Consider the following 13548-nt stretch of genomic DNA (forward strand, 5'->3'; position numbering starts at 1 on the left):
GTAAAACAATTAGATGCGCTTAAGCACCATAAAATTAGCGGGTTTCAAATCGTTTGTTGAACCCACTAAGATCCCATTTCCTGATCAGATGACGTGTGTTGTCGGCCCGAACGGCTGTGGCAAATCAAATGTCATCGATGCAGTGCGTTGGGTGTTAGGTGAAAGTTCAGCTAAAAACTTACGTGGCGATGCCATGACCGATGTTATTTTTAATGGCTCAACTAATCGAAAACCTATTTCGCAAGCCTCTGTTGAATTAGTATTTGATAACACTAGTGGTCACCTTCCAAATACCTTTGCTGATCGAAACCAAGTAGCGATTAAGCGTTTAGTGACGCGAGATGGCCAGTCAATTTATTTCCTAAATGGCAGTAAATGCCGTAAGCGTGATATTACCGATATCTTTTTAGGCACTGGTCTTGGCCCGCGCAGCTATGCGATTATTGAGCAGGGCATGATCTCGCGTTTAATTGAGAGCAAACCGGCTGATTTACGAGTTTTTTTAGAGGAAGCCGCGGGGGTTTCAAAGTACAAAGAGCGTCGTCGTGAAACGCAAACCCGCATTAAAAGTACCCGCGAAAACCTTGAACGTTTACTTGATGTAAGACAGGAATTACAAACACAGCTTGATAAGCTTGCGGTGCAATCAGTCGATGCTAAAAAATACCGAGAGCTAAAAGCCACTGAGCGCACCTTAAAAGGGCAAATTGCGGTTTTAAAGTGGCAGAAGTTACACCAACAACAAATCGAGAAAGCTGAGCAAATTAATAAACTTAAAGAGCAAATCAAGTTCTTTAAAGAAGCGCATTCTGGCCATGATGATGTTTTAGCAAGTCTTGAAAATCAGGTGCAGCTTGAGCAGCAAAAACTGCAAGACGCACAGCAGGCTCAGCATCAAACACACACTGATTTGACGCGCAAAGAGCAGCAACAGATCAGCTTAAAGCAGCAACAGCAAACACTTAGCCAAAACCTTATCAAACAGCAACAACTGCAGTTACAAAATAAAGAGCTGCAAGAAGAGCAACACGCCTCAGCCGCCATTTTACAAGAGCAGCTACAAGAAGCGATTGAGCAAAGTTTGTTGTGCGCTGAGCAAGTAGCAGAGGTTGAAGAACAAGTTGCTTTGCAACAGCAAAGCACGCAAAGTGCTAATGAGCAATATCAAAGCGTATTACAGAAAAATCAAGCTCATAGCAGTGATATTACTGTCGCAAAAAGTCAGCTAAGGCATTTTGCACAGACACTTGCACAACTTGAATCTCAGCAGGCACAACTCGCCGCTGAAATTAGTGAGCTTGAAGCCACCCCAGTTGCAGCACAAATTGCTGAGCAGCAACAGCATATTCAAACATTGACAAAAGAACTTGCGCAGCAGCAAAGTGCGCTGAATAAGCTAACTCAGAATCTAGAACAAGCTGATAAAGAGCAACAGCACTTAGAACAGGATTTTAGACGGGTTCAACAGCACAGTAATGAAAATAGAGCCAGCATTGCTGCGCTTAATTCCTTGCTAGTAGAGCAAACTGACAGCGGGAGTGTCTCTTTATTAGCGCAGTTAAAAGTTACTTCTGGCTTTGAGCCTTTAGTTGAGCAAGCTCTGCTAGGTCTAGAGCATCTAAAGGTTAATCAACATAAAGAGGCTAACAGTGTTTGGCCTGCGACTGATAGTGCTGCGTTACCAAAAGGGTCATTAGCTAATTATATCGAAACGGGTGTTTACCCTGATTTATTAGCACGGTTTGCTTTTCAACCCCATTTTGATGAAGCTATTTTAGCGGATCCTTTTTGGTTAGCTGTTATTGATGAAGAAGGCCATATTCATGGGCGTAACTTTCACTCTAATGCCAATAAAGACGCCGATAATTCATTGCTTTTAAAGCATGCCCAGCTCAGTGATGCACAGCAGTTAGATGAAGAACTGAACGAGCAATTAGAAACAAAGCAGCAATTGCTAAATGAGCATCTAGCACATAAAAAAACGCTTATCGCTGACAAAGAGCAATACAGAGAGCGAATTCACCAAGCGGCTCAGCAGATAGCATCGGCCAGCACGCGACGTGACATGTTGCTAGAGCAGCAAACGCAGTGGCAAAACCAGCTTGTAAAGTTACAGCAGCGTCAAACTTTATTGGCTGAGCAAAAGCAAAATGCTGATGAGCAGCAACAAACTCAGCAGTGTTTACTTGAACAATTGCTAGAGCAGCAATTAGAACTTGAAATTGAGTTAGAGCAAGCAAAACACCAGCAAACTGAGGCAAATAACCGTTATCGCCAAGTTGCTTCTCAGCTTGAGCAATATAAAACTCAGGCGCATCAAGCAAACTTGGCTGAGCAAAAAGCTCGCAGTGAGTGTCAACTTAGCGAAACTAAATTGCAACACGCCAATGCAGCGCAAAATGCTGCGAGTGAAGCGGTATTAGAGCTCAACGAGCAGCTAGAAGAATTAGTGATCCCGCTTGAAGAGGTGACAGAGCAAATTATGCTACTGCTTGAAAAGCATCAACAAAGTGATGTTGAGCTGAAAAACTTGCAAGCGGCCTTGAGTCAAGCTAAAAAGGAGCTTGCTGATAAGCAAACAGCGCTGAAATCATCGCAATCTGAGCTAGTTACGCTACAAGAGCAGTTGCAAGCATTAGCACTGGATGAGCAAAGTTTAATCGTTAAAGCTCAAGCGGCTTTAGAGCCACTTGCAGAACTGGAACAAAATTTAAAAACAGTACTTGAAGAATTGCCTGACAATGCCAATTTAAATAGCATGCAAACTAGGCTGACAAAAACCACACAAGCTTTAAATGAGCTCGGCGCTGTGAATTTAGCGGCAATTGATGAGTTTGAGCAGGCTAAACAACGCAGCGATTATTTAAATCAGCAACTTGATGATTTAACGCAAGCGCTAAATACCCTGGAAGGGGCGATTCAAAAAATAGACCGAGAAACAAAAAACCGTTTTAAGGCGACGTTTGAACAAGTAAATACAGACTTTGGGGAATTATTCCCGAAAGTATTTGGTGGTGGCAGTGCTTACCTCGAATTGACCAGTGATGATCTACTTGAAAGTGGGGTGAGCATCATGGCTAGACCACCTGGAAAGAAAAATTCGACAATTCACCTGCTTAGTGGTGGAGAAAAAGCGCTGACCGCATTATCATTGGTGTTTTCAATATTCAGGCTCAATCCAGCTCCATTCTGTATGCTAGATGAAGTGGATGCACCATTGGATGATGCGAACGTGGGTCGTTTTTGCCGTTTGGTAGAAGAGATGTCACAATCAGTACAATTTATTTATATTAGTCATAACAAAATTGCTATGGAAATGGCAGGCAGGTTGACTGGTGTAACTATGGCTGAGCCAGGCGTATCTCGTATGGTGGCTGTAGATATAGAACAAGCTGTGCAAATGGCACAAGCATAAAATTTAATTAGGCATATCAAATAATAAAGGTGAGGGGATGGCCGAAGAATTAAGATGGGCTTTAATCGTAATCAGTGTATTTGTCATTGGTGGTTTATTAATTCACGGCTTATGGTCGGTGCGAAAAAAGGACAGTCCAGATGCGCCTTCAGTGGAACGGGTTGAACCAACTGAAACAACCAGTGAAGTTCAAGAACCAACGAAAGCAATGTCACAAGAGCGTGATGAACCAGAGTTTGGTGATTTAAGCTTTTCAGCAGAAAGTCACGATGAACCGGTTGTTTCAGAAGAAGTGGTTGAAGAAACTGAGATTCAGCAAGAAGAAACAGATCAAGAGCAAGCAGATGCTCAAGGACCAAGTGATTTCATTATTGTGCATTTACAAATGCCAGAAGGCTTAACTATGGCTGGCAGCCAACTATTACCAGCTGTTAATATGTTAGGTTTTAAGTACTCTGAAGAAGGTTTCTTTAACCGTCATTTAGACCCAGCAGGCACTGGTCCTGTTTTATTCCGTTTAGTGAATATGTATAACCCTGGCACGTTCGATATTGATAATATGGAACAATTTAGCACTGCGGGAATTAGCTTATTTATGACCCTTCCATGTGATGGTGATGGTCTAAGTGCATTTAATATGTTGCACAGTGCAGCTAAAAAGTTAGCCGATGAATTTGGCGCAACTATTTTAGATAGCAACCGTGAAGAAATGACGGTTGAAAGCGTTCGTGAGTATGTTGAGAAAGTTCGCAGCTTTTCAGCTTAATCGCACGCACAGATGATAAGTATTAGGCCACTTGGCGTTAAGTCGTCTAAGTGGCTTTTTTTATGTAGATTTTTGAGGTTTTCATGTCCAGCCCTATCTTTGAGCAAATTAGCCAACTACGTGCCCAGTTAGAAGAGCATAACCATAATTACTATGTGCTGGATGCACCAAGCATTCCTGATGCTGAATATGACCGTCTAATGCGTGAGTTAAGTGCGCTTGAGCAAGCGAATCCTGAGTTTCAAAGCCCAGATTCACCCACGCAAAAAGTCGGTGGCGCTGCACTTGATAAGTTTGAACAAGTAACTCACCAAGTGCCTATGCTGTCACTTGATAATGCTTTTTCAGAAGAAGAGTTTGCTGCCTTTAATCGTCGTATAAAAGAACGTGTAATGGATAACAAAGAGCTAACCTTTTGCTGTGAGCCAAAGCTTGATGGTTTAGCGGTATCAATTATTTATCGTAATGGCGTTTTAGTACAAGCCGCGACTCGTGGCGATGGCATGGTGGGCGAAAATATCACCCAGAATGTAAAAACGATTCGCAATGTACCGCTGAAGTTACGTGGCGATGACTTCCCCGCAGAACTAGAGGTACGCGGTGAAGTATTTATGGACAGCGCTGGTTTTGCCAAGCTTAATAGTGAAGCTGAAAAACGCGGCGACAAGGTGTTTGTAAACCCACGTAATGCTGCTGCCGGTAGCCTACGCCAGCTTGATTCTAAAGTAACAGCAAAACGTCCACTGATGTTTTATGCCTACAGTACTGGCCTTGTTGCGGATGGGCAGCTACCAGAAGATCATTATCAACAGCTTGCTAAACTTACTGATTGGGGGTTACCTCTGTGCCCAGAAACAAAACTCGTTGAAGGTCAGCAAGCTGCTCTTGATTATTACCAAGACATCTTGACGCGTCGTAGTGATCTTGCCTACGAAATTGACGGTGTTGTTATCAAAGTAAACGACAAAAAGCTACAAGAGCGTTTAGGCTTTGTGGCACGTGCACCACGCTGGGCAATTGCCTTTAAGTTTCCCGCACAAGAAGAAATCACACAATTACTTGATGTTGAGTTTCAGGTAGGTCGCACTGGCGCAATTACACCAGTTGCACGACTAGAGCCAGTATTTGTGGGGGGCGTTACAGTGTCTAATGCAACGCTTCATAACGGCGATGAAATTGCCCGTTTAGGCGTTAAAATTGGCGATACTGTGATTATTCGCCGTGCGGGTGATGTTATTCCGCAAATTACCCAAGTTGTACTTGAACGTCGCCCTGACGATGCTAAAGAAATTGAATTTCCAGCTACTTGCCCAATTTGTGACTCACATGTGGAACGCATTGAAGGTGAAGCGGTTGCCCGTTGTACCGGTGGTTTAGTGTGCCAAGCGCAGCGTAAGCAAGCAATTAAACATTTTGCGTCACGTAAAGCCCTTGATGTTGATGGTTTAGGCGATAAGATTGTTGATCAACTTGTTGATCGTGAGCTTATCAAAACGCCTGCTGATTTATTTATCCTTAAACAAGGGCATTTTGAATCACTAGAGCGAATGGGCCCTAAATCTGCTAAGAACTTAGTTAATGCACTACAAGATGCGAAACAAACAACCTTAGCTAAATTCTTATATTCGTTAGGTATTCGCGAAGTGGGTGAAGCAACCGCGCAAAACTTAGCAAACCATTTTTTAACGCTAGAAAAAATCACTCAAGCAAGCGTTGATGCGTTAACAGAAGTAAGTGACGTAGGTGAGATTGTTGCCAAGCACGTTCGTGGCTTCTTTAGCGAAGAGCACAATATGGACGTGGTTAATGCGCTAATTGAGCAAGGTATTCACTGGCCAGAGTTAACGCCTCCAAGTGCCGATGCGCAGCCATTAGCTGGCTTAACTTACGTACTGACCGGCACATTGAGTGAACTTAACCGTAATGATGCAAAAGCACGTTTACAAACGTTAGGTGCAAAAGTGTCGGGTAGTGTATCGGCGAAAACAGATGCGCTTATTGCGGGTGAAAAAGCGGGCTCAAAATTAACAAAAGCACAAGACTTAGGTATTGATGTGTTAACTGAGGCTGACCTCATTGCACTTTTAAGTGAGCACAATGGATAGTCTATTGCAGGCACTGTCGTCAGTTGCTTTAACAATTGGCAGCTGGCTGCAACCACACCTTTACAATATTTCATTATTGCTGGTGGTGTGCTTTTTATCCTTGTATGCAAACGACATTATTAAAGTGACCAAGCGCTTTGTAGCGCGTCGTCACTTTATTATTCGCGTGCTTTGCTTTGTGTTGGTCACAGGGTTTGGTATGGGCTTACTTGTGGTGTTTGTAACTCCATTTTTAAGTAAGTTGCTACTGCTACTCGGTGTTAAATGGCTGGCGCTTACACTTACGGCTGCGTTTTTTGTACTTGGCATCATTGCTGATAAGAAGAACCAGATATGAATCGCTATGGCCCAGAATACTGGGATAAACACGGTGCTTATCGTACCCCATTGGCGTTTCATTTAACCTTACTAGTGCTTTTGCGAAGTTATTTTATCTGGATAATAGCGGCGCTGAGTCGCCGCCCTGATTTAGATATAATGTCGCTGTTTTTTAAAGCTAAAAGCGATTTCTTTACAGCAATTGCGATTGCTGCGATTGCCTTATTACCGGCAGTGATCTTTTGCTTACGCAGGCCACAAGAAAACGCCATAAGTGCAAAACGTTTAGCGTCTATTTGGCGGTTTATGCGCTGGCCATTAATTTTGTGTGCAATCACAGATTTAAGTTGGTTAACCTATCAGGCTGCGCACAGTCACTATCAGTTTTCGTTTTTCTTAGCCTGTCAAATGGTGCTGGTGTTATGGGTGCTGTTATATTTATTAAAAAGCAGATATCTATCAGTTTTTTTTAATGATTGGCCAGATCCAATAGAGAAAAAATAGGGCAGCACAATGCTGGTAATTAATAAGCTTTTAGCAAAAATATCATTCACAATCGCGCTCGTTTTAATTGCTTTATGGGTATTTACACCACTTTGGCACAGTGCTGCATTCTCGTTGTTTGTGATGTTATGGAGTTTTATAACCCTATCAAGCCTTTATCGAGTTACGCCGTTATTTGTAGCACGCAATCCCATTACTGACTTATTAAAACGTGATGTGAATCAGCTAGCACTAATAAGCTTAGCGGGTTTATTCGATTTCAAACGCAAAGCTGAGTTTGTATTAATTGGCCAAATAAAGCAGATTGAAATTGGTGAAGGTATCATCCATGTAACTGATATCAATGAGCAGAAATCAACCGCAATATTAAGTGTTCGCAGCGATATAATTAAAAGTCATTTAGAGCAACTACTCTCTGAGCGCGAGCGTTCTAAAATAGATATCCGTTTACAATTAAACTAATGTTGCTTGCCCATTGCAGTGCTTGTGTTGTACTGTGCAACTGTTGTATTCAACCCTGAGGGAACACTATGTTAACTTGGCAAGATATTCTAGAGTTTGCCCATAATGGTAACCCAACACCTCCACGTCGAGTCGAGAAGTCGCCATCTGAGTGGCAAGCTGAGCTCGAACAAGACACATTTTATGTTACTCGCTTAAAAGGCACAGAGCGCCCGCACAGCTCTGATTCATGTACATTATTTGAACCTGGTCAATATGCGTGTGCCTGTTGTGACAATTTATTGTTTGACGGCGATGAAAAGTTCGATAGTGGCACCGGCTGGCCTTCGTTTACACAGCCTAGCAGTCTTGAAAGTATTGCTTATGTGGCTGATTCTAGTCATGGTATGCAACGAATAGAAGCTATTTGCAATGTTTGCGACGCGCATTTGGGCCATGTCTTCCCTGACGGTCCACCACCAACTGGTTTACGTTATTGTATGAATGCCATAGCGATGAAAAAACGCGACTAATCTAAATATTGAGCGATGATAAAAATAAGGTGCTCGCGGTAAATTGGCTTACTAATAATGTAGTCTGTCAAAATATTCGATTGCGCCTTATCATCTTTTAGCGTTGACGCTGTAACTGCAATGATTGGAATATGTTTAAAGCGATCATCACTACGAATTAATTGACTTGCCTCTAAACCGCCCATTACGGGCATTTTTAAATCCATAATGATCAAGTCAGGTTGATGTTGCTCCATTTTATTAAGCGCATCTTCTCCGTTGATAGCTGTATCTATAGTAAAGCTCCAGCGTGATAAGAAGGACTCTAAATAGTCTCGGTTATAAGGGATATCATCAACAATTAAAATACGTGCAGGATTGAAATGATAGCTTGAAATGGCAGGGTAATTACGATGCTCAACTTCGGTTTTTGATTCGGCCAATTCAACGTTTGGTAACGATACAATAAATTCACTACCTCGGCCTTTTTCGCTGATCACTGATAAATCACCACCCATTAGCTTGATAAAGCGCAAAGAAATAGCTAGACCTAATCCGGTTCCGCCAAACTCAGAACTACGTTGGCCTTGTACTTGTTCAAAATCATTAAAAATAAGATCTTGTTGATCTTTAGGAATACCTTTACCTGTGTCTTTAACATGAATACATATGTCGATATTACTGTTATCATCGTGAGCTTTAAAGTCAAAATACACTTTGACACTGCCTTGTGCAGTGAACTTAATGGCATTACTGATTAAGTTGGTTAGTACTTGGCGCACTTTATTGCTATCAAGTAATACAGGGGTTGTTAACTCGGGATGAGAGCTTATTTGTAAGTCGAGATCTTTTTGTGCACTGAGTTGTAAAAACATCATATTAAGCTCATGGCACATTTTAGGGATTTCTACACGCTCAATATCGAGTTGCATTTTACCAGCATCGATTTTTGATAAATCTAGAATGTCATTTAGTACATTAAGCAGGGAATTACCCGAGATTGAAATTGCTTCTAAGTAACGACGTTTATTTTTATCTGTTTCGCTATCTTGCAGTAACTGGCTGAAGCCTAACACTGCATTAAGCGGAGTTCTAAGTTCATGGGACATATTGGCTAAAAAGCGGCTTTTAGCCTGATTTGATTGCTCAGCTTGCTCTTTAGCATCAAGATACTCTTGAGTACGTTTAGCAACGGTATCTTCGAGTAAACTATGTTGTTCATGCATGCTGTTAATCTGTTGCCTAACCGCAGCACGCATCATTTTAAAGCCACTGGCAAGGGTGCCAATCTCATCTTGGCTTTTTATGTTAATAGGGCAGTTTAGATCACCAGTGGTCACAGCATGAGAAAACTCAACAAGCTGATCAATTGGCTGCAAGATAATACGGCGAATAATGATGTAGGCGATGATGAGTGCAGTTAAAAGGTAGATTGCAAATAGTGACACAGCATTACTAATGATAGATTTAGTTTTTAATGCTAAGTCTTTATCTGAAAAGCTCACAATAACATAACCGATATTTTCGCCCTGAAAGTTGCTAATTGGTACAGCAACAGCATATTGTTGCTCCATAGCTACAATGGTATTTTGCTTTGGATTAAGCTGCTTTAATAGCATTTGGTTAGTTTCAAGGGTATCAACTTTACTGTTATCAGGATGGGCAGCAATAAAGTTATTTTGATCGATAAAGTAAATCGTCTGTAAGTCATCAAAGGTATTATTTTTTAGAATATTTTTTAATGTTAATCCCTGAATTTTAAGTACCCAACTTCCTACCGTATTGTCTTTAGTTAAGCTTTTTATTTCTGACAACATGGGTGAGACAATAGCGTCAGCTTTTTCACTCATGTTCAAAAGTGTTTGTTCTTTTAGCTCCATAACATGCAAAGACGTACTTGCCCCTAAAATAAGGGTAATGGTAAAGCCGATGATCATTAAAATTTTATGGGCAATACTAATTCTCATTGCTGAATATTGCTCCGTACTTTTAGCGCTTGCATATTAGTGTTTATTTTTTCGTCGGCAGTTTTAATAGATTGCTTTATATCTGCACCATAGAAAATTTGGCTAAAGGTTTGCGAGATAATTTTGCCAATAACAGGAAACTCGACCATACCAGACTGCAGGCGGTCCGGAGTTGCGTGATCAAATACCCATAACATGGTTTTATTAAAGCCAGGCTTGTTTACTAAAGTAAATAGTTTTTCGTGCCACACCTTTTGCCTTGGTGGTGAACCACCGGTACTCAGTAGTGCGGCTGTTTGTTCACTTGTTGCCCATTGAATAAATAACCATGCAGCATGTTTTTCATTTGATTTGCTATTTATCGCGAACGCCCATGCCCATGGCGATGTTTCTCGGGCTATTGGGCCAGCAGGCAAGGGGGCGGCCTCCCATTTATTCCAAATATCAGACTCTTCTGCGGTATCTATTTCATTATAAAAATGAGAGGCCAAAAAGGCCGAGGCAAGTTGGCCCTCTTTAAACAAGTGCCGAATTTCATAAAAATGCAGTAAACGGCTGTTATCAGGGGTGCCGAATCCCGTGACTAGATCACGATACACTTGCAGGCTTTGTGCTGTTTGAGGGCTATCAAAAACAGACTGACCCTGCGCGTCGATAACTTCAGCGCCATAAGCACGCATAACGGGTAATACTGTCCAAGTGTTTAATCCTGCCCCCGGCAGTGTGCGTGAGGCAAATGCGTGCATACCATTCAAAGAAGGGGTGCGGTCAATAGCCTTTTGCAGCTTAATTTTAGTCGCTTGCAGTTGTTCGTAGGTATTGGGTACTTCTAGGTTGAAGCGCTCGAAAAGATCTTTACGGTAAAAATATATCGGCGCAGAAAAATCAAACGGTAACGAATATAGTGTATCGTCGATCTTACAAAGGGCTAGGCTACGCTCACTAATATCTTCTAACTGATACCACGCTTTGTCTGTAAGTCTAGGGTTTTCAATGTATGGCTGTAAAGGGTCAACCCAGCCTTGGCTTTGAGCTTCACCTAAAAATGTGATTCCCATAGGCAGTACATCATAAAGACCTGTGGCTTCGCTTAAATCTTGATGTCGACGAGCACGCATTTGCGACTGTTCTAAGGCATGAAAACCAACAGAAATTCCTGTTAGCTTTTCAAACAAAGGAATGTAGGGTTTTAAAGCCATAAATGCGGGTTGCTCGTCAGCCAAGATATTTATATGGCTACCCGCTTCACTTTGCCAATTTATAGTTGCTTGCTGCCAATGTTGTAACGTTGCTGAGGCAAAGCTACATTGACAAAAAACCAAAAGCGCAACGCTGAGGGGGAGATTTTTAAGTTTTAACAAACGAAACGCCATAAAGAAGTTACTCTGCAAGTTTAATTTTTAATTTTGCAGCCTGTGCTTTAATTTTTTCAAAGCGGATTGCCTGTTCATCTTCTAATGTTTGAGCATCTAACAAGGCAAAACATTTTTTCGCGAGTGCTAAATTAAATGATTGGCCTTGGTTATTTGTATCGAATAAACACTGCAGTAAATTTAAGGCGATGCTGGCATTTTTTGGCATTATTCTAAATGCCTGTGTGAATGCTTCAAGTGCAGTATTTAGCTGGCCTTTATTAAACTGCGTCACAGCGTGGTTATTGAGCTCTTTTGGACCTAACTTAATATCACGCCGCTCAGTTTGTTGCTGTTGAATATAACGTAAATAAACCGGATCGCTTATTGATGGGTGACGTTCACAGTGATTGATAATTTGGTTAAACAATGTTTGTGCTTTGTGGTGGAAGCCCAATTCATGAAACGCTTTCGCTTTATCGAGGGCTCCATCTACCGAACGAATTTGGCTGTCACTTTCATCCAGTTGATTGATGAGTGCTTTGGCCTTTTGATGTTCATCCTTTAAGTAATGCAAACGCGCATTGAGAACGTCAATCTGTGTTTGGTTATTACTATTAGGAAATTGTTTTTTTAGATCACTCAAGTATTGGTTTGTCTGTCTTGATATTCGATTAACTTGATCAGTCTGATCTGTAGTTAAAGCAAAATCAATACCGGCACGAGCCGCATTTAAATACACATCAGGGTTGTCGTGAATAGAGTGCTTTGCGTAACTAGCAATGTCTTTTTGAGTTAGATAATTCTTTTCGTAGTCGTGATTAAGTAACGATACATGACTCAAGGTTTTTTGACGGTCAATATTACGTGGCGCAATTTCAACAGCTTGACTAAAAAACTGCTGAGCCTCATCAAACTTATGCAGCTTTATTTCTAATCGACCGAGTAAATCAAGAGCAACGAGTCGAGTTTCACTGCGCTGCAACATTGTTTTCAGCATACGATGTGCAAGTGTGTGTTCATTATTGGCAATGAGGGCTTCTACTAAACCTACTTTTGCCCATGTGAATTTTTGAATATCGAGCACTGATTTAAAGAATGTTTTTGCATTTTCAAAGCGTTTGAGGCGAAGTAGGGCATCACCTTTTAATCTCAATAGAATGGCGCTGTAACTATTACCTTTGTTTTGCAGCAAGGTATCAATTTGTTTAATTGCTTTGGAGTCATTCCCATCATCAATAAGTTGATAAATTTGATGTAGGTTACTTTTGCGCAATAACACTTTTTCAATACGATTTTTTAATTCGTTAATTGTAAAGGGTTTAACTAAGAAATCATCTGGTTGTAGCTCGAGTACACTGTGAACTAAAGAGCCACTTGTTTCAGCTGAAATAAAAATAAAGCCGGTAGAGTTTTTTATAAGGCGCTTCATTTTCAGCTCTTCATAAAGCTGATAACCATCTTGATGTTTACTTAAGTTAAATGAACAAACGATGAGGTCAAATTGCTCAATTTGACATTGTTCTTTTGCTGCAATGGCATGCTCTGCAAAACGCAATTGACGAAAGCCCAACCCTTCTAAGGATTGTTTCATATAGCTTTGAGCAAGAGGCTGCTCTTCAACTATTAAAATTTTGGCTTTCGAAAAAATCTTTGCAGGCATTGGACTTGCGACTAAGTGACATTAACAACGACTATAATAAACAGTCTAGCTGCTGACAAGGCAAATTACAGCTTTTGCAGCGATTTAAAATTTACTTTTAGGCTATATCAATAGTGGGGGAGGTTGGTATTAGAGTTTAAATCTCAAATGTCAGATAAAAGGAACTAGATACTAGAGGTTTATATGTGGTGGGTCGTACTGGGCTTGAATCATCGAGCCTGTGTTTTGTTAATGGTGGCGATGCTTTTGAAAGCTAAGGGTAAAATGAGGAAATATATTTAATGAAGTGTTTATATGTGGTGGGTCGTACTGGACTTGAACCATCGAGCCTGTGTTTTGTTAATGGTGGCGATGCTTTTGAAAGCTAAGGGTAAAATAAGGAAATATATTTAATGAAGTGTTTATATGTGGTGGGTCGTATTGGATTAGAACCATCGAGCCTGTGTTTTGTTAATGGTGGCGATGCTTTTGAAAGCTAAGGGTAAATAAGGAAATATATTTAATG

Annotated in this window: 10 protein-coding genes and 1 pseudogene; 7 read left to right on the plus strand and 4 right to left on the minus strand. The window is 41.1% G+C overall.

Features of this window, described 5'->3' with window-relative positions; genetic code table 11:
* Nucleotides 1-13: 13 nt before the first annotated feature.
* From HCZ11_RS11925 to HCZ11_RS11950, 6 genes are all read left to right on the plus strand, one after another.
* Nucleotides 14-3415: a chromosome segregation SMC family protein gene (locus tag HCZ11_RS11925; RefSeq protein ID WP_167658501.1), complete on the plus strand. Its 3402-nt coding sequence runs from the start codon at nt 14-16 to the stop codon at nt 3413-3415.
* Between the two features lie 37 nt (nt 3416-3452).
* Nucleotides 3453-4181 (plus strand): cell division protein ZipA, encoded by a 729-nt coding sequence (gene zipA / locus HCZ11_RS11930; protein ID WP_130051867.1) that lies wholly within the window; start codon nt 3453-3455, stop codon nt 4179-4181.
* Nucleotides 4182-4264: 83 nt separating this feature from the next.
* Nucleotides 4265-6286, plus strand: a complete 2022-nt coding sequence (gene ligA / locus HCZ11_RS11935; RefSeq protein WP_167658502.1) for an NAD-dependent DNA ligase LigA — start codon at nt 4265-4267, stop codon at nt 6284-6286.
* The gene (locus HCZ11_RS11940; protein WP_167658503.1) at nt 6279-6623 is read left to right on the plus strand and encodes a DUF3392 family protein; all 345 of its coding nucleotides are present in this window, start codon (nt 6279-6281) and stop codon (nt 6621-6623) included. The genes ligA and HCZ11_RS11940 overlap by 8 nt, the downstream gene beginning before the upstream one ends.
* Complete coding sequence (locus HCZ11_RS11945; RefSeq protein ID WP_167658504.1) at nt 6620-7108, plus strand: DUF2919 domain-containing protein; 489 nt, start codon at nt 6620-6622, stop codon at nt 7106-7108. The genes HCZ11_RS11940 and HCZ11_RS11945 overlap by 4 nt, the downstream gene beginning before the upstream one ends.
* Before the next feature lie 9 nt (nt 7109-7117).
* Nucleotides 7118-7570 (plus strand): hypothetical protein, encoded by a 453-nt coding sequence (locus HCZ11_RS11950; RefSeq protein WP_167658505.1) that lies wholly within the window; start codon nt 7118-7120, stop codon nt 7568-7570.
* 49 nt (nt 7571-7619) lie between these two features.
* On the opposite strand, the gene HCZ11_RS19780 is transcribed toward HCZ11_RS11950, so the two are convergent.
* Nucleotides 7620-7748, minus strand: a complete 129-nt coding sequence (locus HCZ11_RS19780; RefSeq protein ID WP_353506582.1) for a CxxxxCH/CxxCH domain-containing protein — start codon at nt 7746-7748, stop codon at nt 7620-7622.
* Here HCZ11_RS19780 and msrB point away from each other — a divergent pair.
* A pseudogene (msrB, locus tag HCZ11_RS11955) lies at nt 7720-8082 on the plus strand (peptide-methionine (R)-S-oxide reductase MsrB); the annotation flags it as partial. The gene HCZ11_RS19780 and the pseudogene msrB overlap by 29 nt on opposite strands.
* On the opposite strand, the gene HCZ11_RS11960 reads toward msrB, so the two are convergent.
* The 3 genes from HCZ11_RS11960 to HCZ11_RS11970 are packed head-to-tail and all read right to left on the minus strand — an operon-like array spanning nt 8079 to nt 13043.
* Nucleotides 8079-10028, minus strand: coding sequence for an ATP-binding protein (locus HCZ11_RS11960; RefSeq protein WP_167658507.1), 1950 nt, complete (start codon nt 10026-10028; stop codon nt 8079-8081). The pseudogene msrB and the gene HCZ11_RS11960 overlap by 4 nt on opposite strands.
* Nucleotides 10025-11389: an ABC transporter substrate-binding protein gene (locus HCZ11_RS11965; RefSeq protein WP_167658508.1), complete on the minus strand. Its 1365-nt coding sequence runs from the start codon at nt 11387-11389 to the stop codon at nt 10025-10027. Before HCZ11_RS11965 ends, HCZ11_RS11960 begins: the two co-directional genes overlap by 4 nt.
* A 19-nt stretch (nt 11390-11408) precedes the next feature.
* Entirely contained in the window at nt 11409-13043 is a 1635-nt protein-coding gene (locus HCZ11_RS11970) for a response regulator (protein ID WP_167658509.1), read from the minus strand.
* Nucleotides 13044-13548: the final 505 nt, after the last annotated feature.

Source organism: Pseudoalteromonas sp. HF66, assembly GCF_011806445.1.
In the GTDB taxonomy this organism is placed as follows: Bacteria; Pseudomonadota; Gammaproteobacteria; order Enterobacterales; family Alteromonadaceae; genus Pseudoalteromonas; species Pseudoalteromonas apostichopi.